The following is a 25,926-nucleotide window of genomic DNA, read 5'->3' as shown; positions in this document are numbered from 1 at the left end:
CCGTTGAGCGTGCGTTGGTCTCAGCCCGGAGGGCTGATGGATCGTAGCCCGGGGGTTGAGCGAGTCTGCGAGTGATACCCCCGGAAATCATCCACAAATGAATGCACCCCGAAGGTGGTGCCGGAATTTCTCACGGAGGGGAGATTCCGCCATCCCTCCGGGATGGAACCCGTGGATGACGGGTGTTCCGGGGGTGGCGCTCGCAAGCTTGCTTACCCCCGGCTACGGTCCGGCAGCCCTTCGGGCTGGCATTGGGGAACGCGCCGGAGCGCATCCCTCGGGTCGATGGCTTCCGCCACCGCTCCCGCAATACGGCTTACGCCTTCGAGCCTTTTTCGATCGTCGCTTCGGCGATCTGGGAGACCTGGATGATCTCGAATTTCTCGCCGTCGGTGTGGACGACCGCGGCCCGGCCGGTCGGCGAGATCGAGATGAAATCGGGGTGGGGGACGGGCACGGAGCGGCCGTCCTCGGTGTGGATGGTAAAGGCCCGGAATGGCGCGGCGTAGACCAGATTTTTCAGCGCATCGGGTGTCATGGGTTAACGAATGGTAACCGCATCGGAGGCGATCACAAGCTGCGTATTCGATTGAATGCACGCCGATTTTCCTCGCGCTTGACGCTTTATCTCCAAATGGCGCTATGCTGAGCGTTCCCATGCCACCTTCCATTCCCGACGAAATGCCCACGGTGGCTAGCAAACCGTTTCGCAGCTTGTGGGATGCCGCGGTCCTGGGGCATCGCGAGGCGATGTCGCAGTTGGCGACGCGTGCGGCGCAAAGTGTCTATGCGTGGTTGCGCGCCAATGGGCTGCTGGCCGAGGAGGCCGACGTGCGCACCGACCACTTTTTCGCGCGACTGCTCTCGTGCGATCCTCCCAACCCGAATGAGGAGGACGTCGAGCGGTATCAGGAATTCTTGCAACGGCGGCTGGCGGCCTATGTCGCCGCGGGGTTGCCCGATGCCGATGCCCAATCCCTCGAACTGCGTCCTTTCTTCGACCGGGCGCAAGCGGAGCGCCGCTTTTTGCGCGAGACCCAGCGGGCGCCGGACGATGTCTTTACCCGTCGTTGGGCGCTCGGGGCGCTGGAATTGACCATCGAGACGCTGAAGGAGGAGTTCACTAACGACGGTAGGGGGGCTCTGGTGCCCCATCTGCAGCAATTCCTGAGCTTTAGCGGGGGCGAAGAGCGATATGGCGAGGTGGCGTCGAAGACCGGCACGTCGGTCAGCGCCCTGCATGTGGCGGTTTTTCGGTATCGGCAGCGGTATCGGGAGCTCCTCCGCCGCCTGGTGGGCGACACCGTCCGAAATCAAGCCGAAGTGGATAGTGAATTGACTAAATTGTTAGTGGCGGCAAGCTAGTGGCTTCGCCATGCCGACCACCCCGGAAAATCCGACGCCCAACAATGACGCGCCAGAACCGTCCCTGCTGGCCGGCGTAACCGTCGACGAGCTTTTCGCCCGCGGCATGCAATCCGTCCGCATGACGGGCGGCGGGAGCATGCAGAGTTGGGAACCGCCGACCCTGGAGGAAGCGTGCCGTCTTTTCCCGAACTACCAGATCGTGGACGTGCTTGGCCGTGGCGGCATGGGCGTGGTCTACAAAGCAGTGCAGAAAGCGCTCGACCGTGTGGTGGCGATCAAGCTGCTGCCGCTGGAGATCAGCATCGACCGCGATTTTGCGGATCGCTTCGTGCGCGAGGCGCGGACGATGGCGAAGCTGAATCACCCGAACATTGTTTCGGTCTACGACTTCGGCACCACTCCCGAAGGACACCTTTATTTCGTGATGGAATTCGTCGAAGGGACGACGCTGCATCACTTGATCAAATCGACGGGGCTCAAGCCGACCCAGGCGCTGGAACTGATCGTGAACATTTGTGAGGCGTTGCAATACGCACACGTCGAAGGGGTGGTGCACCGCGACATCAAGCCGGCCAACGTGCTCGTGGATACCAAAGGCCGCGTGAAGGTGGCGGACTTCGGCCTGGCGCGCGTGGATGCGCCGACCGCCGAGCAATGGGGCCAGACGATGACGGGCATGGTGCTGGGCACGCCGGATTACATGGCGCCCGAGCAGAAAAGCGGTTCGCGCGTGGACCATCGGGCGGACATCTATAGTCTCGGCGTGATGCTTTACGAGATGCTGTGCGGCCAGGTGCCGCAGGGCGTTTTCGATCCACCCTCGCAGCGCGTGTCGGTCGATGAGCGCATCGACCAGGTCGTCATCCGCGCGATGCAGCAGGAACCGGATCGCCGGTATCCGAACACCGGGGAAATGAAGACCGAGGTGGAGAATATCCGCCTCACCCCGCTGCCGAAAGCGGCCACTCCGGGGAAGAAGGCGGGTGCCGCCAGTCCGGCGAAGAAAGCCGACGCCACCGCCAATTCCTCGCCCGAGACGCGGCGGGAAAGCAATATCACGCCCTGGCTGGCTGGCTTCGCTGCGGTGTGCGCGCTCGTGGCAGTGAGTGTGGTGATCATTCAAATGAAGCGGCCGAACCGCGAGGCAGCCGGCCAGGCGGTGCCGCCGCCCCGCGCCCGAGTTGGCGCCCGTGAAGTCGGCAGTGCCTCCTCCTCTTCCAGTAGCCGATGCCCCGCCAGGGAAGTCCGAGTCGACGGCCCCAAAAGTGGAGTCTATAGCCGAACCGCATCCGGCGAAAGTCGAGGCCGAGACGCCGATTGCCGCGTTGCCGCCGAAGACGGGCGAGCCACCGGCCCCTGTGTCTTTGCCTCCGTCCGAGGCGCCCGTGGCCGTGGCGACGGTGCCCGGCCCGACGCGCGTCGAGCAGATCGTTCCTCCTCCCGTGGGCACTTCGAATGTGGAACCAGCGCCGCGCCCGGCGATCCCGGTGCAGACGGCGCCTCCGCCGGCAGAAACGCCAACGCCGGAAGCCGTTGATCCTTCCGCCGACTGGCACGCCTTGGTCAGCCGCGGTGACGCCCTGCTGGCGCGGCACCAGCGGGACGATGCCCTGCAGGCTTACCTGGACGCTTTCGATCTCGTGACCGACGGCCGGCCGGTATCCCCGGCGGAGGTCGAGCATCTTTGCAAGAAGCTGGCCAGCTACCAGTTGAGTTTCGGCTCACGTGCCGAGGCGCGGCAGACGTTGGAACTGGGCCGTCAGACCCTGAAGAAGATGACTGCGGCCAAAGATCCGGTGGAACGTCAGAAATCCATCGAGCAGATCGAAAACGCGATGCATGCGCTGCCGAGGGATTGAGGGGAAGTTGATAGTTGAGGGTTGAGGGTTGAGGGTTGAGAGTCCTCCACGTGACCGTATTTGAGCGCGCTCCGCGCGTAGGTTTGTCGAAATACTTTGCCGCGGAGCGGCGACTACAGTGGCAAAGCGGCGGACTCTCAACTCTCAACCCTGAACTCTCAACTTCTCCGCCCCTCCTTCCCGCTGGCATTTTCCCAACTGCAGGCTAACGTCACCGCCCCTATGTCACTCTGGAATACTGCCCACCCCTGGCTGCACGACCTCGTCTCCTACGAGCCTGGCAAGCCGATCGAGGATGTGGCGCGCGAACTCGGTCTCAAACCCAGCGAAATCATCAAGCTGGCCTCCAACGAAAACCCTCTCGGTCCGTCGCCCAAGGCGCTCACGGCCATGCACGAGGCGCTGGAGCGGGCCAATTTCTACCCTGATGGCGGCGGTTATTACCTTCGCGAGGGCATCGCGCAGAAGTTCGGCTTTGCGCGGAACCAAGTGATTCTCGGCTGCGGCTCGAATGAAATCATCGAGTTCATCGGCAAGGCTTTCCTCAATGCCGGCGATGAGATCGTCGTCGCGCGGCATGCTTTCGTCGTCTACAAGCTCATGGCCACGCTCTTTGGCGCAACGACCGTCGAGGTGGCAGACCCGAATTTTGCCCACGATCTCGATGCCATGGCCAAGGCGATCACGCCGAAAACCAAGGAAGTTTTCATCGCCAATCCAAACAACCCGACCGGGACGCTGCTCTCGCAGGCTGAGATCGACCGTTTCATGGCGAAGGTGCCGGATCACGTAATCGTGGTGTTCGATGAGGCCTACTACGAGTTCCTCGAAAATCCGCCGGACACGCTGAAGTACATCCGCGAAGGGCGGAATGTGGTTGTGCTGCGCACCTTCTCGAAGATCCAGGGTCTGGCCAACTTGCGGATCGGTTACGGCCTGGCCAAGCCGGAACTCGTCGAGGTGCTGCAGAAGACGCGGCAGCCTTTCAACGTGAACGGCATCGCCCAAGCCGGCGCGCTCGCGGGTTTGCTCGACGACGAGCACCAGCGCAAGACGCGCGACATCACCATCGAAGGCCGCGATTATCTCCAGCGTGAGTTCGCCGCGATGGGACTCGACTACGTGCCCAGCTTCGCCAATTTCGTTCTCGTGAAAGTGGGGGACAGCAAAGCGGTCTTCCAGGCGCTGATGAAGCGCGGGGTGATCGTGCGCGATATGACCAGCTACGGTCTGCCCGAGTGGATCCGCGTGAGCATCGGCACTATGGAGCAGAACGAGCGCTTCTTGAAAGAGCTCAAGGTGCTGCCCAATCTCGCAATCCGCGAGCCGGTGCCAGCGTAGGCTGGGGAGATAGGAGGAATAGGAGATATAGGACTGATAGGATTCCTATAGCTCCCATTTTTCCTATTCCTCCTATTCTTCGACGGCCGCTACAGCAGCTTCTCCGAGGAGTGACAAATGCCGCGGATTTCGCTCCAATGAGCGCAGATCTCACGGACTGTGAGATATTCGCGCCCCCTTTCGCGTGTCATTCTGAGCGGAGCGCCCCGGTGGTCAGGTGGCGGGGCGCGGAGTCGAAAGCCGAGTCCGCGAGACGCCTATGGGACTGCGGGGCAAACCCCGCCGAATAACCAGCGATGATCTCTGGTAAAGCGACGGGGTTCTTCGACTGCGTTCCAGTCGTTACACTCCTTCCACTCCGCTCAGAATGACCCGCGAAGGGAGGCGTGAATGGTTTCAGTCTCCCAGAGGTGTCGGCTGGCTGCTGCCTCGGGCATGCGCCGCACGACTTTTGCTATCTATCCATACTGTTTGTCGCCCTTTGCCAAACGCATCCATCCGTGATTTCCCGCCCCGCCACCGCCGCGCAGAAATTTTTGGCGACACACCTTTGCCTTGCGCCGCGATGTCTCTAACATGCGGGCCTCCATGAACGACACGATCGCTGCCATTTCGACACCCTTCGGTGAAGGGGCGATCGCTTTGCTGCGCTTGAGCGGTCCGCGCGCGGCCGGGATCGCCGGTGCCATTTTCCGCGGGAAAAAGCCGGTGACAGAACTCGTGCCGCGGGTGCAGCACTACGGCGCGGTCTACGATGCGAAGAAGCGCAAGCTGGATGACGTGCTGCTGACCGTCTTCCGCGGGCCGCACAGCTATACCGGTGAGGATGTGGTGGAGATCTCCTGTCACGGCGGCGTGCTGGTTTCGCGGCGCATCCTCGGGGCGCTCTTGAAGTCCGGGGCGCGTTCGGCGGAGCCAGGCGAATTTACCCAGCGCGCGTATCTCCATCACAAGATGGACCTCACCCAGGCGGAAGCGGTCATGGATCTGATCAGCGCGCAGACCGACCTGGCCATGCGCGCGGCGACCGAGCAACTCGAAGGCCGCTTGGGCGAGTGCATCCGCGCCTTGCGCGAGACGATCATCGAACTGCTGGCCAACGTCGAAGCCTACATCGATTTTCCCGACGAAGACATCGACCCCGACAGCGGCGTGGACCTGCTGGCCAAAATGGATGCCGCGCGGGCGGACCTGGAAGCGCTGCTGGCCACCGCGGATCGCGGCAAGGTCTTGCGCGAGGGCGTGCGCACGGTCATCTACGGCGCGCCGAACGTCGGCAAATCGTCGCTGCTCAATCTGCTGCTCGGCCACGAGCGCGCCATCGTGAGCCCGCGCCCGGGCACGACGCGCGATGTTATCGAGGAGACGATCAACCTCGGTGGCTTGCCCATCCGCCTGATTGACACCGCCGGGGTGCGCGTGAGCGATGATGAACTCGAGCAAGAGGGCATGAAGCGCACCTGGCAGGAACTCGCGCGCGCCGATCTCGCCCTGCATGTTTTCGACGCCAGTGAGCCGCCCAGCGAAGAGGCGAATGGCACGGTCCTCACGGTCTTGAATAAAACCGATCTCGGCGAGCATCCCGGCTGGCGGAAGATCGATGCGGTGCGCATTTCGTGCCTGAAGAACAAGGGCATCGATGCGCTCACCAAGGCGATCGTCGCCCGGATCGCGGGGGGATCGACCACGCACCGCGACTGGTCGCTGGCCATCAATGCGCGCCATGCGGATTGCCTTGGCCGGGCGCGTGGTTTCATCGAGGCGGCGCGCGGGGCATTGACCGGTGAGATGTCGCCGGAATTTGTCGCCGAAGAATTGCGCGGGGCGTTGGACGCGGTGGGCGACGTGGTAGGCAAGGCCGATAGTGAGGAAATACTCGGCAAAATCTTCAGCACATTCTGTATTGGAAAGTAGCTCTCTGGCCCCTGCGGCTGTTTTTGCATGAATCTCTACAAAGAAGTCATCCGTCCCTTTTTGTTCCTCGGCGATCCCGAGAAGGTGCACCATCTCGCCATGGACGCGCTGGCGCTGACCGGGCCATTGCTCCGGCGCTTCGCCCCGAAGCCCGACCCGCGGCTCGAGCGCACGGTCTTCGGTCTGCGTTTCCCGAATCCCGTGGGACTGGCCGCCGGCTTTGACAAGAACGGCGTGGCCTTGCCGGCGTGGGAGGGGCTCGGCTTCGGCTTCGCGGAAATCGGCACCATCACCGCGCGGTCGCAGCCCGGCAATCCCAAGCCGCGCATCTTCCGTATCCCGCAATCGCGCGCGCTCATCAACCGCCTCGGCTTCAACAACGACGGCTGCGACCTGGTTGCCTCACGTCTGCAGCGTCTGAAGGAATCCGGCCATTGGCCGACGGTCCCGGTGGGCATCAACCTCGGCAAATCCAAGGTCACGCCGCTGGCCGAGGCGACGGCGGATTACCTGCTCTCCTTCGAGCGTCTCCAGCATTTTGGAGACTACTTTGTGCTCAACGTCTCGTCGCCGAATACTCCGGGGCTGCGCAACTTGCAGGATCGCGCGGCGCTCGATGAATTGCTCGGCCATGTCCAGCGGCGTAACACCTCCGGCAGACCCGTGCTGGTGAAGATCGCGCCCGACCTGCAGTGGGAAGCCATCGAGGAAATCCTCGCTCTCGTCGAGGAACACAAGATCGCCGGCATCATCGCGACGAACACCACGATCGACCACACCAGCATCCCGGAAGCGCAGCGCACCCAGGGCGGTCTCAGCGGCGCCCCGCTGCAAGCCCGTTCCACCGAGATCATCCGCTTCATCACCAAGCACAGCAAAGTCCCGGTCATCGCCGTCGGCGGCATCATGAACGCCGATGCGGCCTTGGAAAAATTCGACGCCGGCGCCGCGCTCGTGCAGCTCTACACCGGCTACATCTACGAAGGCCCGGGGTTGATCGGGAAGATCTGCCAGGCGCTGCTGCAGCGAGGGTAGGGCGGCGCCTCCGGCGCAAACATCCAACACCCAACGCCCAACATCCAACATCCAATGCTCCGACCACCAGCCGGTCCCCGAAGAGAGCTTGCGCCATTGGATGTTGGATGTTGAGCGTTGGATGTTGGATGTTTTTCCCTTCCCTCCCACCAGCCAGCTCCCTGCCACGCGAACTCGTGCTCTTTGCCGCATTTGCGTGTTGGACGTTGGGTGTTGGATGTTGGATGTTCTGTCCGTTTATGTCCGTAGCCACAGTTGAAGATGCCTTGATCGACAAAGTCCTCGCCGGGGAGCGTATCACTCGCGAAGATGCCCTTGCCCTTTACCTCCTGCCGCTGGTCGAACTCGGCGAGCTGGCCAATCGCCGGCGCAATCTCATCAAGCAGGATGCCTTCGACGGTCGCGGCAACGACATCGTCACCTACATCATCGACCGGAACATCAACTACACGAACGTCTGCAACGTGTATTGCAAGTTCTGCGCGTTCTATCGCACCGAGAAGGATGAGGATCACTACGTGCTTTCCCACGAGCAACTCGACCAGAAGCTCGACGAACTCTCTGCCATCGGTGGCGTGCAGATTCTCCTGCAGGGCGGGCATCACCCGAAGCTCGATATCGACTGGTATCTGGCGATGCTCAGCCACATCCGGGAGAAATATCCGCACATCAACATCCACGGCTTCTCCCCGCCGGAGTTCAACCACTTCTCCGAGGTCTTCCAGATGCCGCTGCGCGAGGTGATCGCGAAATTCAAGGAAGCCGGCCTCGGCTCGATTCCCGGGGGCGGGGGAGAGATCCTCGTCGATCGTGTGCGCAATCGCATCGCGCCCCTCAAATGCGACAGCGACCATTGGCTCAAGGTCATGGAGATCGCCCACGAACTCGGGCTCAATTCCAGTGCGACGATGATGTTCGGCCACGTGGAAACGCTGGAGGACCGCATCGAACACCTCGACCGCCTGCGGGTGCAACAGGACGCCACGGGTGGTTTTACGGCGTTCATCTGCTGGACCTTCCAACCTGAGCACACCAAGCTCCGTGCCGAACCGGTGGGCAGCGGGGAATACCTGCGCATGCAGGCTCTTTCACGTATTTACCTGGACAATATTGAGAACCTGCAGAGTTCCTGGGTTACCCAAGGACCGAAGATCGGTCAGGTGGCCCTGAAATACGGGGCCAACGACTTCGGCTCCGTCATGATGGAGGAAAATGTGGTCAGTTCCGCCGGGACCAGCTTCCGGCTGGCCAAGGAGGAAATCGAGTTCCTGATCCAGGATGCCGGCTACGAGGCGCGGCGCCGGAATAATTGGTATCAGCTCTTGGATTAGAAGCGCTTATAACGGGTGGGGCCTTGCGGTTTCCGATGAGGGGTCTGCCTCGGAAAAAGGCTGCTTGACGCTTCGCGCCCAACCCCTCATATACGCGGGCTTTCCGCTGGGAGCGCGCTCCCAGCTGGGGATTTGCAGCCCATCATTTCATGAATTTTCGCCACCTTATGGTCCTGGCCGCTATTGGCGCCATGGCCGCGGACCCAATCGTCATTTCACTTCACGCGCAGACGCCGCCTCCGGCCGGCAGTCAGACCCAGCCGCTCAGCGGTCCCATCGTGCGTTCCATCGAGGTGCAGTACGCGGGGGCGAGCACAGTCAGCAAGGAGAAGCTGCTGGCGAACATGCGCACGCGGGTCGGCAAGCCGTACTCGGAGCAGGCGGTGGAGGAAGACATCCGCAATCTTTACAAGACGGGCAACATCTCCAACGTCCGTATCTTCGGCGAGCCCGTCGCCGACGGCGTGAAGGTGATCGTGGTGGTGCAATCGAAGGCGAAGATCACCGAGGTGCATCTCAATGGTGTCACCAAGCTGAAGGAAAGCCGCATCCGCAAGGAGATCTCGGCCAAGCCGGGCGACACGCTCGACGAATTCTGGCCTCGAGCAGGACCGCCAGAAGGTAATCAAGTACTACGGCGACAAAGGCTTCTCGGAAATCGACGTGAAGTATCATGTCGACGTGAACGACACGGCTGGCACAGCGGTGGTGACCTTCGACGTGAACGAAGGCGGCAAGATGGTCATTCGCCACGTGAAATTCGAGGGTAATACCGTTTTCTCGAGCGGGGAACTGCTCAAGGCGATCAAGACCCGCCCGAAGGGCATCCGGTACATCTTCTCCGGTGGCGGAAAGTTGAACAGCGACACGGTGGAAGGCGACGTCGCGGCGATCAAGGAGAAGTATCTCGGTTCCGGCTACATCGACGTGAATGTGTTGGCGCCACGGATCGATCGGCAGGATGAAAAAGCCGACATCACTTTCGTGATTCAGGAAGGCCCGCAGTACCACGTGGGCAAGGTGGTCTACAACGGCGCCAAGGTCTTCACCATTCCCGAAGTGACCAAGAACGCCAAGATCAAGCCGGGCGCCGTCTATTCGCCGCAAGCCGTGCGTTCTGACGTGAAGGTCGTTCAGGATCTCTACGGGACCCGCGGTTACATCGACTTCCAAGCGGGCGCTTCCACGACTCCTGGGCCGGGCAACACGATCGACGTGACCTTCAATCTGGAGGAAGGCGCGCAGAGCTACGTCGAGCACATCAATATCACCGGCAATACCCGCACCAAGGACAAGGTCATCCGCCGCGAATTCCCGCTCGACCCGGGTGATATCTTCAACACCGTTTACGTCGACGCTGCCAAGCAGCGTCTCATGAACACCAAGTACTTCTCCAAGGTGGAGACGTATCCCGCGGATACCTTGGTGCCCGGCCGCAAGGACCTGAACGTCATCGTCGAGGAGCAGCGCACCGGTTCGTTCAACTTCGGCGCCGGCTTCAGCTCGATCGACAAGCTGCTCGGCTTCGCGGAAATCACGCAGGCCAACTTCGACCTCACCCGCTGGCCATACTTCACCGGCGGCGGTCAGAAGTTCCGTATCCGCGCCCAGTACGGCACCGAGCGTAAGGACTTCATCATTTCGCTCACCGAGCCCTACTTCATGGATCGCGAGATCGCCGTGGGCACGGACATCTTCTACCGCGAGGCGTCGTTCACCTCGGATGTCTATAGCGAGCGCCACTACGGGTTCGACATCACCGGGCGCAAGCGGCTCACCCAGTTCATCACCGGCCGCGCCGAGTATCGCCTCGAAGACATCGGTATCTTCAACGTCGATAGCAGCGCTTCCGATGCCATCAAGAACGAAGAGGGCAGCCGCCTGAAGAGCCAGATCTCCCTGGGCCTGACCTACGACACGCGTGACTCGCTGTTTCTCACCCGCAAGGGCGAGCGCGTCGACCTCACCGCTTACGTCGCCGGTGGATTCCTCGGCGGCAAGGAAGACATCTACGGCTTCGATCTCGAAGGATCGAAGTATTTCTCCCTCCCGTTTGACGGCATCCTGACGATCAACGGCGAAGTTGCGACCGTGAGCACCTGGGCCAATGGCGATGAAGTGCCGATCTGGGACCGCCTCTACCTCGGTGGCGCGAACAACCTGCGCGGTTTCAAGTTCCGCGATTCCGGCCCGAAGGATGAAAACGGCGAAGCCATCGGCGGTAATACGCTCGCCCGCCTCACCGTGGAATACACGTTCCCGATCGTCGACAAAGTGCGCGGCGCGGTCTTCTACGATGTCGGCTTCGTCAATGCCGGCACCTACGACTTTGGCACGGGCAATATCAATGACGACTTCGGTATCGGTGTCCGCCTCGATCTGCCGATCGGCCCGGTGCGTATCGACTACGGCTTCCCGCTGCGGACGGACCAATTCTCCAGCAAAAACGGGCAGTTTAACTTCAATATCGGCTATCAATTTTGAACGAATCGGCCCGGCACGGGTCTGATTGTCCTCCGTTTTCCCGCACTTTTATCCTCTTAAACTGATGAAAAAATACCTCGCAATCCCTGTTTTCCTGCTCGTAGCGGCCATCACCACCGCCGCCGCTTCCGCCCAGTCGACCAAGTTCGGCACCGTGGATATGAAGCGCGTGTTCGATTCCTACTATAAGACCAAGGACGCTGAATCGAAGATCAACGAAGCTCGCAACGCGGCGAAGAAGGAACTGGAAGATCGCATGGACATGGCCAAGAAGCTTCTCGAAGAGGTGAAGAAGCTGGACGAGGACATCCAGAAGCCGGAACTCAGCAAGGATTCCAAGGAACAGAAGTCCAAGGTTCGCAGCGACAAGGCGTCGGAATTGCAGAACATGGATCGCGAGATCCGCGAATTCCAGGCCTCCCGTGAAAAGCAACTCCAGGAGCAGTCGGTCCGCATGCGCGCCGGCATTGTCGATGACATCAACAAGATCGTCTCCGACAAGGTGAAGGCGGAGAACTTCGATTTCGTGTTCGATAAGTCCGGCCCCAGCCTCAATGGCGTGCCGATCGTGCTCTTCTCGCGCGATAACTATGATTTCACGGATTCGGTGATCACCTCGCTGAACAAGAATCGCGCGTCCGCCGCGGAAGCGCCGGCCGCGACGCCCGTCACTCCGTCGGGCAAATCCAAGAAGTAATTGTTGACCGTGGAATTCACGGTTCAGGAAATAGCCGCCCTCGTAGGAGGGCGGCTTGTTTCTAATTCCGGGCTGGAGACAAAGGTCCACGGGGTCGCCTCGCTTTCCGAGGCGGAACCCGGCGAGATCACGTTCTTCGGTAACGCTAAATACATCACGCAGCTCAAGACGACACGCGCCACGGCCGTGCTCGTCCCCGCGGATTTTGCCGAGACGATCTCCGCCCTGGCGATTTGCGTGGAAAATCCGTCGCTGGCTTTTGCCCAGTTACTGCAAAAGTTTGCGCCGGAACCTATCCGGTTCCTGCCGGGAGTGCATCCTACCGCGGTGTTAGGTAAGAATGTGGTGCTGGGGGAGAATGTTTCCATCCAGCCCTATGTGGTCATCGAAGAGGGTGTGCAGATCGGAGCTAACACCCTGATCGGCGCCCACGGTTACATCGGTCACGAAACGCATATCGGGCAGGATTGCCAGTTTGCCCCGCGGGTTACCGTGGGCGCGCGTTGCCAGGTGGGTAACCGGGTGATCCTGCACAGTGGGGTGGTGCTGGGGAGCGATGGCTTTGGCTTCGAGTTTGCCGAGGGCAAACACGTCAAAATCCCGCAAACGGGTATCGTTCAGGTCGACGACGACGTGGAAATCGGGGCCAATACCACCATTGACCGCGCCCGGTTTGGCCGGACGTGGATCCAGCAGGGGACCAAGATCGATAATCTGGTGCAAATAGCTCACAATGTGGTAGTTGGGAAACATTGCATTCTCGTTTCACAGGCCGGTGTTTCGGGTAGCACCAAGCTGGGTAACTATGTGACCCTGGCCGGCCAGGTCGGCATCGTTGGTCATATCGAGATTGGCGACCAGGCCATCATTGCCGCCAAGAGTGGGGTGAGTAAAAGTGTCCCACCCAAGGAGATTTTCTTTGGGTATCCGGCCACCCAGATTCAGGAACAAAAGGAGCAATTGGCCTGTATTGCCCGCTTGCCAAAGCTTTACGCCCGCGTCAAGAAGCTGGAGCAAGTTTCGGACTCACAGCAGAAATCTTCCTTCCCGGAAAGCTAATCCTTGTTGGCTAATTAACGCACTCGTAGCCTGCGCGCGTAACTTCATCCGCACGCTTTCAAATGGCCACGCGCAAGCGCAAAGTCCTAGCTCCAAAACTGCCCATGCAACGGCAGTTTTCCTTCGCCGAAAAGGGCCGCTTTTTCGATCTCGGTGCTATCTTCGATAAGATCAACGCCAAATACTTTCGCAATCGTCTCCGCGGTTACAGCATCGTGTGGGGCCGCAAGCGCAAGCAGCGTCCGAAGACTTACATGGTCTTCGGGACGATCCAGGAGGAAGATAAGATCATCCGCATTCATCCGTTGCTCGATCGCGCTTTCGTCCCCACCTGGTTTTTGGAATACGTCGTCTATCACGAGATGTTACACGCGATGGTGCCCGACGAGTACGACGAGAATGGTCGCCGGCTCGTGCACCACGATAAGTTCCTCGAGAAAGAGCGCCGCTTCCATTGGTTTCGTCGCGCGAAGAATTGGGAACAGGAAAACCTCGCGCGGTTTTTGCAGTAGCAGTTAGCGACGCGTGTCATGCGGCGCGCTTGGGGTTGTGTGAAAGGTTATTAATTTAAACGCAGAGACGCAGCGCGGCGGAGCCGCAACCAAAGAGGAGCGACGAACACTCGAAAAGAGAGGGAAGGGAAAGTAAGCCCCGGCGAATCACGCGAATGACACGAATGAAAACAGATCATTCGAGTCATTCGCGTGATTCGCGGGCCAAAAATTCTACGCGCCGTGCGGACATTTCAGGGTTAGCACTGCAGAGGCGCAGAGGGCCGAAGAGGAGTGACTGGATTTATTCGTTTCCATTCGCGGGTCATTCTGAGCGGAGCGTCCCGGTGGTCAGGTGGCGGGACGCGAAGTCGAAGAACCCCGTCGAACAACCAGCGAGACGCCTATGGGACTGTGGGGTAAATCCGGCTGAACAACCAGCGAGCATCGCTGGTAAAGCGGCGGGGTTCTTCGACTGCGTTCCAGTCGTTACACTCCTTCCACTTCGCTCAGAATGACTCGCAAAGGAGGGCGCGAGTTTTGCACTCGTTACCAAGTTGCACTTGGTAACGCACCTTCGGAGCGAAGTTTTACTTCGCATGGCGGGGGTGTCTGCGGGAGGGAAAATGATCATCACCGGATTCGCATTCATTCGTGTCCATTCGCGGTTTTTCCTCTCCTGAAAAAACCGGTTGAGCAAAGGCGCTTTCCCGTCGACAGTGCGGACCGTTTTTCTCCGTGAATTCTTCCATCTCCACCAATAGCTCCGAATCTGGTCAACGTCCCCGTGTCGTCATCGGCATGAGTGGGGGCGTGGACTCGAGCGTCGCCGCGTACCTGCTCAAGCGGCAAGGTTACGACGTCGTCGGCGTGACGATGAAGGTGTGGCCGCAGGATTGCATCTCGCGAGCGGAGGACAAGTGCTGCGGTCCGCAAGCCATCGCCGATGCGCGCGGAGTGGCCCATGCGCTGGGCGTCCCGCACTACGTCGTGGATGAAGGTGAAAACTTTGAGCGTCTCGTCATCGACTACTTCACCGAGGAATACAAAAACGGCCGCACGCCGAATCCCTGCGTGATGTGCAACGAGAAGGTGAAGTTCGGCAACCTCTGGGGCAAGGCGAAGGCCCTCGGCGCCGAATACATCGCCACCGGTCACTACGCCATCATCGAGCACCACGCCGACCGCGCGGTCTTGCGCAAGGGGCGCGATCCGCGGAAGGACCAGTCTTATTTTCTTTTCAGTCTGCGCCAGGCGCAACTCCAGCACGCCATCTGTCCGCTCGGCGAAATGTCCAAGCCGGAAATTCGCGCCATCGCCCGCCAGCTCGGTCTCAAGGTAGCGGAGAAGGAGGACAGCCAGGAAATCTGTTTCGTGCCGGGCAACGATTACAAAGCCTTCCTCAAATCGCACATGGGCGCGGGAGAGTTTCATCCCGGCGGCATTTACGACAAGGCCGGCAATCGTCTCGCCGAGCACGAAGGCATCGAGATGTTTACCATCGGTCAGCGCAAAGGGCTGCCCGGCGGTTCGCCGCGCCCGCGCTATGTCATCGATATCGACCCGGTGACGAGCAGCGTCATCGTCGGCGATGCGGAGGATTTGATCACCGGAGAATTCACGATCGACCACTGCATGTGGCACCCTTCGACTTCGCTCAGGGCAGGCGGATCGGCGACCGAACCTTTCGAGGTGAATGTGAAAATCCGCTATGGGCACGCCGGTGCGGACGCGACCGTGTATCCGGGTGAAAACGGCGAAGCGCGCGTGCGTTTGCACAAGCCGCAGCGCGCGGTGACACCTGGCCAGGCCGCGGTGTGCTATCGCGGTGATGAAGTGCTCGGCGGGGGATGGATCGTGCGCCAGATGGCTGTAGAGCCGGTGGCCGCCTAAACGGAGGGGCGGGTTCCCCAATCCAAAAAGTGGGACGCGCGGGAGCGCATCCCTCCGAGGTGGATCCGCGCCCAGCCGCGGAACACGGCCGAAATTTTTCATCCGCAGAATTGCGGACTCCTTGTAGAGAAACAACATTTTCAACGATCTCCGCGACTAAAATCCGGCTGGCGTGTTGTCGATAGAAGACATTACAAACCGCTATCGACTCGCAAACACCCCCCAACGCCGTTTTTATCGTTTTCACCACCTGGCCTGACGCCGAAACGGCTCGTATTGCCGTGCGGAAACTCGTCGACGAGCAACGCGTGGCCTGCGGCAATCTCGTGCCCGGCGTCGAGTCGATCTATCGCTGGCAGGGAAAAGTCGAGACGAGCAGCGAAGTCCTGGTGATTTTTAAAACGACCGCCGCGCGGTATCCGGAATTGGAAACGCGCATCCGCGAATTGCACAGCTACGAGGTGCCGGAAATCATCGCGCTGCCAGCGGGCGCGGGTCTGCCGGCCTATCTGCAATGGGTGGGGGAGAGTTGCCGCGGCTGAACCCTATCGAGTCTCATGCAGACATCTGACAAGTCACCAGAAGAGTACGATTTCCTCGTGTTGGGCAGCGGCGAAGCCGGCAAGTATCTTGCCTGGACGATGGCGCGCAAAGGCCTGCGCACGGCGGTGATCGAGCGGAAATATGTTGGCGGTTCGTGTCCGAACATCGCCTGCCTGCCGAGCAAGAACGTGATCCATAGCGCGAAGGTAGCGAATTACTTTTGGCGCGGACGCGAGTTCGGCATCCACAAGGAGCATTGCTGGATCGATATGTCCGCGGTGCGTGATCGCAAGCGCAAGATGGTCGACGGCCTCGTGCAGATGCACCTCGATATTTACCAGTCGAGTGGAACGGAACTGGTCATCGGCACCGGCCGCTTCGTTGCGCCGCGGACGATCGAGGTGGACCTGGCCGAGGGCGGCTCGCGTCTCCTGCGTGGGGAGAAAGTCGTCATCAGCACGGGCAGCCGGGCGACCGTCGAAGCGATTCCCGGGTTGCGCGAAGCGGAACCGTTGACCCATATCGAGGCGCTCGAGCTCGATCGCGTTCCCCCTCATCTGCTGGTCATTGGCGGTGGGTACATCGGCCTCGAAATGGCCCAGGCCATGCGCCGGTTTGGCAGTGAGGTGACCATTCTCGAGCGCAATGCGCGCCTGTTGCACCGCGAAGATCCGGACGTGTCCGCGGAGATCGAGGGATTTCTCGGTGAGGAGGGTGTCCGCATCATGACCGGCGCCCGCATCAACCGCGTGGAGGGAAAATCCGGCACGTGTGTGAAAGTGCATGTCACGCGCGAGGGGAAGGACATGGTGCTCGAAGGCTCCCATCTCCTCGTGGCCAGCGGCCGCACACCGAATACCAGCGGCATCGGTCTCGACCGCGCCGGGGTCAAGATCACCGAGCGCGGTTTTGTGAAAGTGAACGATCGTCTCGAAACCACCGCCGCGAGCGTGTGGGCGGTGGGCGATTGCGCGGGCAGTCCGCACTTCACCCACATCGCCTACGATGACTTCCGCATCGTGCGCGACAATCTCGCCGGTCGCCGGCGGGTGACGAATGGGCGCCAGGTTCCGTTTTGCATGTTCACCGATCCGGAGCTGGCGCGGATCGGCTTGAGCGAGACCGAGGCGAAGAAGCGGGGCATCGCCTATCGATTGGCGAAGATCCCGATGACGACCATCCTGCGGTACCCCGCACGCTTTCCGAGACGCGTGGGTTTTCTCAAAGCGCTCATCGACACGAACAGCGATCGCATCCTTGGCTTCACCGCCTTGGGCGTGGAAGCCGGCGAACTCATCGCCGTCGTGCAAGTGGCCATGCTGGCCGGGACGCCCTACACGACCCTGCGGGATGCGATCTTCACCCACCCGACGATTGCCGAGGGGCTGGTCCCACTTTTCAGCGCCGTGCCGTCGCGGGCGTCGTAGGGGGAGCTGCGCGGGCGAAGCGAGATGCTGTCGCGGGCAATAGGAAGAATAGGAGGAATGGGAAGAATAGGAGCGATAGGATCCTATTACTCCTATTCTTCCTATCCCTCCTATCCCTCCTATCCGTCGCCCCACGCCGACCACTCCAAGCCGACCACGCATTTCCCGTGAAGCGAATCGCCGTGTTCCACGTCAGATAGCCAAATGAAGCGTGTTGCCCTGTTCTTGGTCTGGCTGGGAATGATGGTCGGTCATTCGGCTTTCGCCTCGGAACCTCCGCCTCTGGAAAAGTCGGACGCGCAACGGATCATGGAAGCGATGGACTGGACCGACGTCACGGTGCTGGCCATTCGGCAGGGCGTCGACGCCCATGGTGCGACCGCCCCCATTTACGCGACCGTGGTCGGTCTCGGCACATTCCAAGGGCGGCACCACAGCATCTGCCAGACGGTCTATTACGATAAAGACCTCGACTGGTATTTCCTGGATATCCACGACCAGAGCGCCCGGCTTTGGAACAAAAACGGTTGCCAGGACATCAAGCCTTGGGGGCTCTGGTAGCTCAAAAGGGGAGGGGAAAAGGGCCGAAAATGGCCCTCATTTTGGAACCCCAACGGCGCTTTTCCCCTTGAGGAAAAGCACCTTACAGAGAAGCTTCCTGCGTAGCTCTTCGTAAATCGCCACCCACAACATATTGTGGAGCGAATTTTTCACGACCACTGCAAATAGCGCTTGCGCCTGGGGAGGGGCCAGAGGCATTCTCCCGACGTCCACCCCCGGATAGCCGGTTTTTCAGCAGCCTTTAACCCCTTAACTCGTTCGCATGTATCTCCAGTCGCTCGAACTCTTCGGATTCAAGTCCTTCGCTCCCAAGACCAAGCTCGAATTCCATCGCGGCGTGACGGCGGTGGTCGGGCCCAATGGCTGCGGCAAGTCCAACGTGCTCGACGCCATGCGCTGGGTGCTCGGCGAGCAATCCGCCAAGGCCCTGCGCGGTGGCGAAATGGCCGACGTCATCTTCAGCGGCACCGATTCCCGGGCGGCCGTGGGCATGGCCGAGGTCTCGATGACCTTCGCCGAGTGCGAGGAGCAACTCGGGCTCGACTGGCACGAGGTCACCCTCACCCGCCGCGTCTTCCGCGACGGCGGCAGCGAGTATTTTCTGAACAAGACGCCCTGCCGTCTCAAGGACATCCACCAGCTTTTCATGGATACCGGTATCGGCCGGTCGGCCTACTCCATCATGGAGCAGGGCAAGATCGACATGATCCTGTCGTCACGGCCGGAAGATCGTCGCGCGATCTTCGAAGAAGCCGCCGGCATCACCAAGTACAAGTCTCAGAAGAAGGAAGCGCTCCGCAAACTGGAGGCCACCGAAGCGAACCTGCTGCGCCTCTCGGACATCATCAAGGAAGTGAAGCGCCAGATCGGCTCCCTGCAGCGGCAGGCGGGCAAGGCGCGGCGTTACCAGTCGCTGATTTCCGACCTCAAGTTGCTCGAGACGCACTCGGCCAAGCGGCAGTTTGACCTCCTCGCGGAGCAGCAGGAGTCCATCCGGGTGGATCTGGCACGGCTGGTCGACAAGCAGACCGAGAGCCAGCAGGAGATCGAATCGCGCGAGAGCGAAGCGGCGGTCCACCGGGCGGCGCTGGATGAAATCGAGCAACGTCTCAATAGCGCGCGCCAGGGCGTGGCGGATCTCAAGACGCGCATTTCGAATCACGAAAACCGCATCATCTTTAACGAAGAGCGGGCCTTGGAATTTGAGCAATTGGTCGATCGCTATCGTGGCGACGTCGCCGGCGCGGAGGAGAAATTCCGCATCGCCGAAACGCAGTTGCACGACACAGATGTGGAACTCGAGCAGATCACCACGATGCTGGCCAGCGAGCTGCGGGTGATGGAGGAAAAGCAGGCCGCGACGGCCGCGCTGACCTCCCAACGGCAGGAAGCGGAACGGGCGATCAACACGGCGATGAATGACATGGCGCGGGTCGAAAGCCGCGTCAGCGGGCTGCGTGGACAGGTCTCCAGCGTCTCGCAGCAACGGGATGGCGCTGAGGCGCGTATGCAGATTCTTACGGGTGAGTTGGATCAACTGACGTTCGCTTTTGCGGAATTTACGGATCGCCTCCGCAATACCCAGGCGGAGATCGATCACACGGCCTCGGAGTCGGAATTGCGGTCTGCCCAACTAGCCGATGCGGAAGTGCAATTGCGCGAGATTCAAGCGAGCCTGGCGGAGACGGATCGCGTGCTGCGCGAGACCCAGCGTTCGCTGGCCGAGCGTGACTCGAAGGTCGAGGTGCTGCGCAATCTCATCGAGGGTGGCGAAGGTCTTTCCGAAGGCACCCAGGCGGTGTTGCGTGGTCTGGATAACCCGGACTTTTTCAAACCGGCGGTGGCGGGCGCGCTGGCGCAATTGATCGAAGTCGAACCGCAGCATGTGCGCGCGGTGGAGACGGCGCTCAATGGTCACCTGCAGGCCGTGGTGATGAAGGATGTGATGGTCGCGGAGGCGGTCATCAAATCGCTGACGTCTCAACGGTTGGGCCGGGCGACGCTGGCTTTGCGGGAATTGATGCCGTTGGTCTCGGGCGGGGCGACCGAATCGATCCCCGGCTTGCAGCCGGTGCGTTCGCTGGTGCGCAGCGGGGATGATCTCGCGCCGTTGCTCGATGCGTTGCTCAGCAATACTTACCTCGTCGATTCGCTGGAACGGGCGTTGGAATTGCGTCGCAATCACGCGGCGACTTTTGTTACCGCCGGTGGCGAACTTTTGACCTTGGAAGGGTTGCTGATCGGCGGTGCGGCCGGTGGTGCGACGAATTCGCTGCTCGAGCGTAAGAACCAGATGCATACCCTTGAGGCTGAGGCGGAACAGATTCGACTGCAGGTCGAAGAAGCGACCCAAAAGCGACAGGATTTGGTCGTGCAGATCGAGTCGGCGCAAGCCCGCCTGGATGAGGTCCGCGAAGAGAAGCAGAACCTCACCGTGCATCTCTCGACGCTGCGCAGTCAGTTCGCCTTGGTCGAGCGCGAGGCAAAGGAGACCGAGCGCAAGCAGCAGAACCTCGAAGGCGAGCGGGCCAGCAGCGAGGCGCGTCATCGCGAAGCGGTCGACCGCGTGGACGCGCTCGAATCGGAAGTCGCTTCGAACATGCAGCAGCTCGAAGCCCTGCAAGCGCGCCGCGCCGAGGGATCGAATGAACTCGAGGTCCTCCGTTCCCGCGAGGGTGAACTGGCGGCGGAGTTGAACGACCTGCGCGTGAAGGTGGCGACCGAGCGTCAGCGGCACTCCTCGTTGCATCATCAGCGCGCGCCGATGGAGGCTCGGATCGTGGAACTTACGGAACTTATTGCGCAGCGGCAGCAAGATATCGTCGGCTACCAGCAGCGCGCGGAATCGACCGTGGCCGAAAATGCCGAGATCGCGGTCAACCTCGAACGGCTCCGTGAGCAGGTCGGGGAAGGGGAAACCGCGGTGATGGCGATGATTGAGGAGCGCAGCGGCCTGGCGGCGGCGACGGAGGAGATGTCGAATGCGCTCCGCGTGTTGCGTCATCAACTCAGCGAGGCGCACGATCAGCGCAGCCGTTTGGAGGTGAGGCAGACCCAGGTCGATATGAAGCTCACTGCGATCACTGAGCACATCCAGAAGCGTTACCAGATCGACCTCGCTACTTTCGAACGCGACCTTCACGGGTTGCGTGTGGCCATCCGCGATCACGCCAAGCGCCAGCAGCGCGCCATGGCGGCCGAGGCGGCGGAAGAAGCGCCTTCCGGTGCGCCGGCTGAGCCCACGGAAGCGCCGGCGGCTCAGGCCGAAGAAGCTCCCGAGCCCGAATCCGAAGGGCCGATGGTCGAAGACGCCTTCGCCATCGACTGGGATCGGATCGACGCCATCGTCCGCGAGATCGACTCGCGCATCGATTCCATGGGGCCGGTCAATCTCGACGCCATCCAGGAATACGACGAACTGGAGCAGCGGCACACCTTCCTCGAGCAGCAGAATACCGACCTCACGAACTCGAAGGCGGAGCTCATGGAGACCATCACCAAGATCAACGCCACGACCAAGACGCTCTTCGCCGAGACCTTCGAGAAGATCCGGGTCAACTTCGGTGAAATGTTCCTCGAGCTCTTCGGCGGCGGTAAGGCGAACCTCGTTCTCACCGACGAAAGCGATCCGCTGGAAAGCGGCATCGACATCATCGCCAAGCCTCCCGGCAAGCAGCTGACCTCCATCTCGCTGCTCTCCGGTGGTGAGAAGACGATGACCGCCGTCGCGCTGCTCTTCTCCATCTACATGGTGAAGCCCTCGCCCTTCTGCGTTCTCGATGAAATGGACGCGCCGCTGGACGAATCGAACATCAACCGCTTCATCAAGATTCTCGACCGCTTCGTCGGGCAGTCGCAGTTCGTGGTCATCTCCCACAACAAGCGCACCATCGCCCGCGCCGACGCTCTCTACGGCGTGACCATGGAAGAGCACGGTGTCTCGAAGCTGGTCGGCGTGAAGTTCAGCCGCCGCGACGAGAGCCAGCAAAACAACGACGTCCTCGGGTCGAACAACCCCGCGCCGGTACCGAGCGTCGCCGAGGCCTTCGGCAAGAGCCCGAACCTCCACAGCGAGAACCTCGAGTCCGCCAACGGCGCGGCCTGATCTTCCAAACATCTTCCCGCACAGGAGCGGCGCGCCGGTCACAGCCCGGCGCGCCGTGTTGCGTTTGGAGAGGTTGCTACGCGGATGAAGTAAAAAGGCGACCGCGATGGAGGTTGGGCGGAAAAAGGGGGGCGTCTTCTTCCCGGTGTCATCCCTTCCCGACGTCATCCCTTCCCGGTGTCATCCTGAGCGGAGCGCCCGAGGGCGGAGGCGGGGGGCGCGCAGTCGAAGGACCCCGTCGCTTTACAAGCGATATTCACTGGTTGTTCGGTTGCATTTACCCCGTAACTCCATAGGCGTCTCGCTGGTTGTTCGACGGGGTCCTTCGACTGCGCGCCCGCCCACCTTCGCCCTCGGGCGCTCCGCTCAGGATGACCGCGGGAAGGGAGTCGCCCTCGGATTGAATTGTGGCCAATGCTTAGGCCGGAGCGCCGCCCTCCACGGCATAGCTTCGCCCAGCCTCTACTGCCTCAGCCAGTCGGCGATCTTTTCCTGGTTCTTCAGCGGGCCGACGACGGCGACGCCGAGGCGGACGCGGTTCAGGCAATGGCAGGCCACGCGCTGAATATCCTGCGGCGTCACGCTGAGGATCTTCCGCTCGACGTCGCCCGGATCGAGAACCTTGCCGTAGCCGAGGATGCTTTCACCCATCCACATGATCTGGTTGGAGGTCGACTCCAGCCCCATGAAAGTCTGCCCGATGGTGTAATCCTGGGCCTTCTTCAACTCAGTGCGGCTGGGGGCCTTGTGGCAGATATTCTCCAACTCCTTTAAAATCATCCGCACCGCTTTTTCGAGATTGGCCGCATCCAAACCGGCGTAAACCTGGATCGCTCCCGTCTCCGCCAGGGTCACCATGCTGGTCTGCACGCTGTAGCAAAAGCCGTGGCGTTCGCGCAGCTTCTGGAAGAGCCGCGAGCTCATGTTCTCACCCAAAATCACCGACAACAGCTTGAGCGCATAGCGGCGTTCATCCGTCCGGCCAAAGGCGTGAAAGCCCATCGCCAGATGCGTCTGTTCCGTGTCTTGCGTATAAAGGGAAACCTTCGCAGCACCGTCTTTCGGGCGGGTGCGGGTAAAGCGCGGCGTCCGTCCTTTGGGTAGCCGTTCGAAAATGGGGGTCAAGAGCTCGACCACGCGTTCATGGTAAACCGGGCCGGCGACCGTGATGATCGTGGTGCTGCCGGTGTAGTGCTGGTCGTGGAACCCGAGGAAATGCGGCCGCTTCATCCGGCCGATTGTTTCCACCGTGCCGGTCAGGGGACGGCCCAGCGGGTGCTCCGGCCACATCGTAGCGGTCAGCAATTCCTGCGCATGCTGTGCCGGATGGTCCCGATACATCAAAATCTCTTCCCGGATGACCTCGCGCTCCCGCTCGATCTCCCCGGGCGCGAATTGGCTGTCCAGATACATGTCGCCGAGGACGTCGCACAGCTCCGGCAGATGGGGGGCCGCCGCCTTGGCGTAATAGCAGGTGTGATCTTCGGTGGTGAAAGCGTTCAGATACCCGCCCAGCCCCTCCACGGATTCCGTGATCCGCTTGGCCGTCCGCTTCTTCGTCCCCTTGAAGAGCAGGTGCTCCATGAAGTGGGAAATACCGCTCATTTCGGCCGATTCATGCCGACCGCCCACGCCTGCCCAGACGCCAATGCTGACGCTGCGCATCCAGGGCATTTCGACAGAAGCGATCCGCACGCCGTTAGGCAGGCGGGAGAGACGATACGGGGAATCCATTAGCGAGGTATCGCGCGCGGCTTGGTAGACTTAGCGGTTTTTTTTTCCCGAAGTGCGAGGACATGCTCCGCCAACTCCAGGTCATGGGGAAAGGTGACCTTCATATTCCAGTCGTCATTCTTCAGGAGAGCGATCTTTTTGCCCATCTTCTGCACGGCCGAAACCTCGTCCGTCACCATTTCGTGCTTGGCCATGAGCGCGGCGTAAGCCTGCAGGATGAGTCCGCTGCTGAAAACCTGGGGGGTCTGCATCGCCCAGAGCCCGGTCCGCTCCACGCTCTCGGTCACCATCTGCTCGATGTTGGCCCGCTTCACCGTGTCGGGAATCTGCGAAGCACACGTCGCGGCGCCATGGGTCTCGGCCAGGTCGAGGCAGGCCTTGATCAACTTCGGCGTGACCAAGGGCCGCGCCCCATCATGGATGGCAATATATTCGCTGCCCTGGCTGTCCACCGCCTGGAGTCCATTCCACACCGAGATGTGCCGCTCGGCGCCGCCGCTGATGACCTTCTTGACCTTCACCAGCCCGCTTTTCGAGACCAGGTCCTCCACCTCGTCCATCCGGTCATCCTTCGTCACGATCAGGATTTCATCGACTTCCTTGGTGTCGTTGAAAGCCTTGATCGAATGCCAGAGCACCGGCTTGCCCGCGAGCGGGGCGAAGAGCTTGTCGAAACCCATGCGCCGGCTGCTCCCGGCGGCGACAATGATGGCGGAGACCATAAAATGGAGATTGGGAAATTACTTGAGCTGGGCGCCTACGGCGACGCTCAGCGCCTTGCCATCCGCGCGACCGGCCGCCCGTTCGGTGGCCACCTTCATCACCGCACCCATCTGGGCCTTGGAAGTCGCGCCCACCTCGGCGATGGCCGCGGCGACGAGTGCGCTGATTTCCTCCGGGGTCAGCGGCTTCGGCAAATAGCCCTGCAAAATATCCGCCTCGGCCTTTTCCTTGGCCGCCAGGTCCGGGCGATTGCCCTTTTCAAAACCTTCGATCGAGTCCTGCCGCTTCTTCATCTCCTTGCGCACGATCGCCATCGCGCTGGCATCATCGAGCACGTGATCCATGCCGCCCTTTTCAATGGAGGCATTTTTCAGCGACGCTTTCAGCATGCGGATCACAGCGAGACGCTCCGGCTGCTTGGCCTTCATCGCCTCTTTGAGATCCTGATCGATTTGGGCTTGGAAACTCATGGGAACGTCGACCCTAACCCCATCCTGCTAACGGGCAAATTCTTTTGTCCGGAGTTTTCCCGATCCCATCTGGACGCTTTCCCCGGTGGCGCCTGCGGCGTATAACCACCGTACGAACATCCGCGTACTATGAACTTCAAAGAAATCGCCGGCGAATTCAAAACGTTCATCATGAAGGGCAATGTCATCGACCTCGCGGTCGGTCTGCTCATCGGCGCCGCCTTCGGTGCCGTGGTCAAGGACTTCACCGACGGCATCATTAACCCGCTCATCGGCTATTTCGGCGGGGGAAAAGACGTCTCGCTTCACCTCTGGATCTTCGATGTTGGCTTGGTGATCAATGCCATCATCAAGTTTCTCATCACCGCGGTGGTGCTGTTCTTCATCTTCGTCAAGCCGATGAACAAGCTGAAAGCGATGAGCGAGAAGAAGGAAGCCGGCGCCCCGCCGCCGCCCGAGGATATCCAGCTGCTGCGTGAAATCCGCGATCTGCTCAAGGCCGGGGCCAAGCCGTCGAGCCTGCCGCCGAGTGGCAGTCCCGGAGAAGCGGTGTGATGTCTGATCCGCGGGGGCGCGTTCCGTAAACGCGCAGCGTTGCGAGGAACGAGCTACCCTGGGTTTGCGCGCACATTTGGCCAATCCTGAAAGGGTTGTAGCTGTCTTCGTTGAGCATTCGGATTCAACCCTTTCAGGGTTGGGCGCTTTTTTAAGCATACCCAGGGTAGGTGCTCGTGCCTCGCACCAACCCTGGGCTGGATGATTCAACGCCTTCGGCGTAGGCCGAGCCATCATCTTCAAGGAGGCTCTTCCCTGTTTGTAGTGGATGACAAACTAACTGACCATGACCGCCTTAGGATCATAGCAGTAAGCGCGAACCGCCCCAAAAAAAGG

At 60.8% G+C, this 25,926-nt stretch carries 21 protein-coding genes and 1 pseudogene; 18 read left to right on the top strand and 4 right to left on the bottom strand.

All coding sequences use genetic code 11. From position 1 onward, the window contains the following. Nucleotides 1-316 precede the first annotated feature (316 nt). Nucleotides 317-538, bottom strand: a complete 222-nt coding sequence (locus CFE428DRAFT_RS22870) for a hypothetical protein (RefSeq protein WP_006982035.1) — start codon at nucleotides 536-538, stop codon at nucleotides 317-319. A 119-nt stretch (nucleotides 539-657) separates the two neighbouring features. On the opposite strand from CFE428DRAFT_RS22870, the gene CFE428DRAFT_RS22865 reads away from it, so the two are divergent. The 17 genes and pseudogenes from CFE428DRAFT_RS22865 to smc all read left to right on the top strand — a co-directional run bounded on the left by CFE428DRAFT_RS22865 (nucleotide 658) and on the right by smc (nucleotide 22,108). After that, nucleotides 658-1,365 carry a hypothetical protein gene (locus tag CFE428DRAFT_RS22865; protein WP_131990143.1) on the top strand — a complete coding sequence of 236 codons (708 nt, stop codon included), beginning with the start codon at nucleotides 658-660 and terminating at the stop codon, nucleotides 1,363-1,365. Nucleotides 1,366-1,375: 10 nt separating this feature from the next. Further along, complete coding sequence (locus CFE428DRAFT_RS34280; protein ID WP_006982033.1) at nucleotides 1,376-2,905, top strand: serine/threonine-protein kinase; 1,530 nt, start codon at nucleotides 1,376-1,378, stop codon at nucleotides 2,903-2,905. After that, nucleotides 2,856-3,227, top strand: a complete 372-nt coding sequence (locus tag CFE428DRAFT_RS22855) for a hypothetical protein (RefSeq protein WP_006982032.1) — start codon at nucleotides 2,856-2,858, stop codon at nucleotides 3,225-3,227. Before CFE428DRAFT_RS34280 ends, CFE428DRAFT_RS22855 begins: the two co-directional genes overlap by 50 nt. A gap of 222 nt (nucleotides 3,228-3,449) precedes the next feature. Continuing rightward, complete coding sequence (gene hisC / locus CFE428DRAFT_RS22850) at nucleotides 3,450-4,568, top strand: histidinol-phosphate transaminase (RefSeq protein ID WP_042725599.1); 1,119 nt, start codon at nucleotides 3,450-3,452, stop codon at nucleotides 4,566-4,568. 588 nt (nucleotides 4,569-5,156) lie between these two features. Next, complete coding sequence (mnmE, locus tag CFE428DRAFT_RS22845) at nucleotides 5,157-6,482, top strand: tRNA uridine-5-carboxymethylaminomethyl(34) synthesis GTPase MnmE (protein ID WP_064736178.1); 1,326 nt, start codon at nucleotides 5,157-5,159, stop codon at nucleotides 6,480-6,482. A gap of 27 nt (nucleotides 6,483-6,509) precedes the next feature. Continuing rightward, the gene (locus tag CFE428DRAFT_RS22840) at nucleotides 6,510-7,517 is read left to right on the top strand and encodes a quinone-dependent dihydroorotate dehydrogenase (protein WP_006982029.1); all 1,008 of its coding nucleotides are present in this window, start codon (nucleotides 6,510-6,512) and stop codon (nucleotides 7,515-7,517) included. Nucleotides 7,518-7,756: 239 nt separating this feature from the next. Next, nucleotides 7,757-8,848, top strand: a complete 1,092-nt coding sequence (gene mqnC, locus CFE428DRAFT_RS22835; protein ID WP_042725617.1) for a cyclic dehypoxanthinyl futalosine synthase — start codon at nucleotides 7,757-7,759, stop codon at nucleotides 8,846-8,848. A 149-nt stretch (nucleotides 8,849-8,997) separates the two neighbouring features. After that, nucleotides 8,998-9,324, top strand: a pseudogene (locus tag CFE428DRAFT_RS40605) (POTRA domain-containing protein); the annotation flags it as partial. A 148-nt stretch (nucleotides 9,325-9,472) separates the two neighbouring features. Next, nucleotides 9,473-11,332 (top strand): outer membrane protein assembly factor BamA, encoded by a 1,860-nt coding sequence (bamA, locus tag CFE428DRAFT_RS22825; protein WP_083805295.1) that lies wholly within the window; start codon nucleotides 9,473-9,475, stop codon nucleotides 11,330-11,332. Between the two features lie 64 nt (nucleotides 11,333-11,396). Continuing rightward, nucleotides 11,397-12,029: an OmpH/Skp family outer membrane protein gene (locus CFE428DRAFT_RS22820; protein WP_006982025.1), complete on the top strand. Its 633-nt coding sequence runs from the start codon at nucleotides 11,397-11,399 to the stop codon at nucleotides 12,027-12,029. A gap of 9 nt (nucleotides 12,030-12,038) precedes the next feature. Continuing rightward, complete coding sequence (gene lpxD / locus CFE428DRAFT_RS22815; protein ID WP_006982024.1) at nucleotides 12,039-13,088, top strand: UDP-3-O-(3-hydroxymyristoyl)glucosamine N-acyltransferase; 1,050 nt, start codon at nucleotides 12,039-12,041, stop codon at nucleotides 13,086-13,088. A gap of 104 nt (nucleotides 13,089-13,192) precedes the next feature. Further along, entirely contained in the window at nucleotides 13,193-13,600 is a 408-nt protein-coding gene (locus tag CFE428DRAFT_RS22810) for a hypothetical protein (RefSeq protein ID WP_131990140.1), read from the top strand. A gap of 717 nt (nucleotides 13,601-14,317) precedes the next feature. Beyond that, a complete protein-coding gene (gene mnmA / locus CFE428DRAFT_RS22805) occupies nucleotides 14,318-15,472 on the top strand; it encodes a tRNA 2-thiouridine(34) synthase MnmA (RefSeq protein WP_202797486.1) in 1,155 nt (384 codons plus the stop codon). A gap of 203 nt (nucleotides 15,473-15,675) precedes the next feature. Continuing rightward, nucleotides 15,676-16,014 (top strand): divalent cation tolerance protein CutA, encoded by a 339-nt coding sequence (gene cutA, locus CFE428DRAFT_RS22800; RefSeq protein WP_085951233.1) that lies wholly within the window; start codon nucleotides 15,676-15,678, stop codon nucleotides 16,012-16,014. A 15-nt stretch (nucleotides 16,015-16,029) separates the two neighbouring features. Then, nucleotides 16,030-17,442, top strand: a complete 1,413-nt coding sequence (locus CFE428DRAFT_RS22795; RefSeq protein WP_006982020.1) for a dihydrolipoyl dehydrogenase family protein — start codon at nucleotides 16,030-16,032, stop codon at nucleotides 17,440-17,442. A gap of 204 nt (nucleotides 17,443-17,646) precedes the next feature. Beyond that, entirely contained in the window at nucleotides 17,647-18,003 is a 357-nt protein-coding gene (locus CFE428DRAFT_RS22790; protein WP_006982018.1) for a hypothetical protein, read from the top strand. A 262-nt stretch (nucleotides 18,004-18,265) separates the two neighbouring features. Further along, nucleotides 18,266-22,108: a chromosome segregation protein SMC gene (gene smc, locus CFE428DRAFT_RS22785; protein ID WP_006982016.1), complete on the top strand. Its 3,843-nt coding sequence runs from the start codon at nucleotides 18,266-18,268 to the stop codon at nucleotides 22,106-22,108. Nucleotides 22,109-22,570: 462 nt separating this feature from the next. Here smc and CFE428DRAFT_RS22780 read toward each other — a convergent pair whose 3' ends face one another. From CFE428DRAFT_RS22780 to CFE428DRAFT_RS22770, 3 genes are read right to left on the bottom strand one after another with little or no spacing between them, the layout of a single operon-like run. After that, nucleotides 22,571-23,803 carry a M16 family metallopeptidase gene (locus CFE428DRAFT_RS22780; protein ID WP_049975726.1) on the bottom strand — a complete coding sequence of 411 codons (1,233 nt, stop codon included), beginning with the start codon at nucleotides 23,801-23,803 and terminating at the stop codon, nucleotides 22,571-22,573. 38 nt (nucleotides 23,804-23,841) lie between these two features. Then, nucleotides 23,842-24,564, bottom strand: coding sequence for a 2-C-methyl-D-erythritol 4-phosphate cytidylyltransferase (gene ispD, locus CFE428DRAFT_RS22775; protein ID WP_006982014.1), 723 nt, complete (start codon nucleotides 24,562-24,564; stop codon nucleotides 23,842-23,844). 18 nt (nucleotides 24,565-24,582) lie between these two features. Then, a complete protein-coding gene (locus CFE428DRAFT_RS22770; protein ID WP_006982013.1) occupies nucleotides 24,583-25,035 on the bottom strand; it encodes a GatB/YqeY domain-containing protein in 453 nt (150 codons plus the stop codon). A 129-nt stretch (nucleotides 25,036-25,164) separates the two neighbouring features. Between CFE428DRAFT_RS22770 and mscL the strand changes: the two genes are divergently transcribed. Continuing rightward, nucleotides 25,165-25,590, top strand: coding sequence for a large conductance mechanosensitive channel protein MscL (mscL, locus tag CFE428DRAFT_RS22765; protein WP_006982012.1), 426 nt, complete (start codon nucleotides 25,165-25,167; stop codon nucleotides 25,588-25,590). Nucleotides 25,591-25,926 lie beyond the last annotated feature (336 nt).

This window comes from Chthoniobacter flavus Ellin428, assembly GCF_000173075.1.
Lineage (GTDB): Bacteria > Verrucomicrobiota > Verrucomicrobiia > Chthoniobacterales > Chthoniobacteraceae > Chthoniobacter > Chthoniobacter flavus.
This window is presented reverse-complemented; position numbering and strand designations above follow the sequence as displayed.

Coding starts and splice junctions, on each gene's coding strand:
- CFE428DRAFT_RS22840 (WP_006982029.1), top strand. CDS start 6,510: ATGAATCTCTACAAAGAAGTCATCCGTCCCTTTTTGTTCCTCGGCGAT.
- CFE428DRAFT_RS22810 (WP_131990140.1), top strand. CDS start 13,193: ATGCAACGGCAGTTTTCCTTCGCCGAAAAGGGCCGCTTTTTCGATCTC.
- CFE428DRAFT_RS22795 (WP_006982020.1), top strand. CDS start 16,030: ATGCAGACATCTGACAAGTCACCAGAAGAGTACGATTTCCTCGTGTTG.
- smc (WP_006982016.1), top strand. CDS start 18,266: ATGTATCTCCAGTCGCTCGAACTCTTCGGATTCAAGTCCTTCGCTCCC.
- ispD (WP_006982014.1), bottom strand. CDS start 24,564: ATGGTCTCCGCCATCATTGTCGCCGCCGGGAGCAGCCGGCGCATGGGT.
- hisC (WP_042725599.1), top strand. CDS start 3,450: ATGTCACTCTGGAATACTGCCCACCCCTGGCTGCACGACCTCGTCTCC.
- CFE428DRAFT_RS22870 (WP_006982035.1), bottom strand. CDS start 538: ATGACACCCGATGCGCTGAAAAATCTGGTCTACGCCGCGCCATTCCGG.
- mqnC (WP_042725617.1), top strand. CDS start 7,757: ATGTCCGTAGCCACAGTTGAAGATGCCTTGATCGACAAAGTCCTCGCC.
- CFE428DRAFT_RS22790 (WP_006982018.1), top strand. CDS start 17,647: ATGAAGCGTGTTGCCCTGTTCTTGGTCTGGCTGGGAATGATGGTCGGT.
- CFE428DRAFT_RS22770 (WP_006982013.1), bottom strand. CDS start 25,035: ATGAGTTTCCAAGCCCAAATCGATCAGGATCTCAAAGAGGCGATGAAG.
- CFE428DRAFT_RS22820 (WP_006982025.1), top strand. CDS start 11,397: ATGAAAAAATACCTCGCAATCCCTGTTTTCCTGCTCGTAGCGGCCATC.
- mscL (WP_006982012.1), top strand. CDS start 25,165: ATGAACTTCAAAGAAATCGCCGGCGAATTCAAAACGTTCATCATGAAG.
- CFE428DRAFT_RS22865 (WP_131990143.1), top strand. CDS start 658: ATGCCACCTTCCATTCCCGACGAAATGCCCACGGTGGCTAGCAAACCG.
- mnmE (WP_064736178.1), top strand. CDS start 5,157: ATGAACGACACGATCGCTGCCATTTCGACACCCTTCGGTGAAGGGGCG.
- CFE428DRAFT_RS34280 (WP_006982033.1), top strand. CDS start 1,376: ATGCCGACCACCCCGGAAAATCCGACGCCCAACAATGACGCGCCAGAA.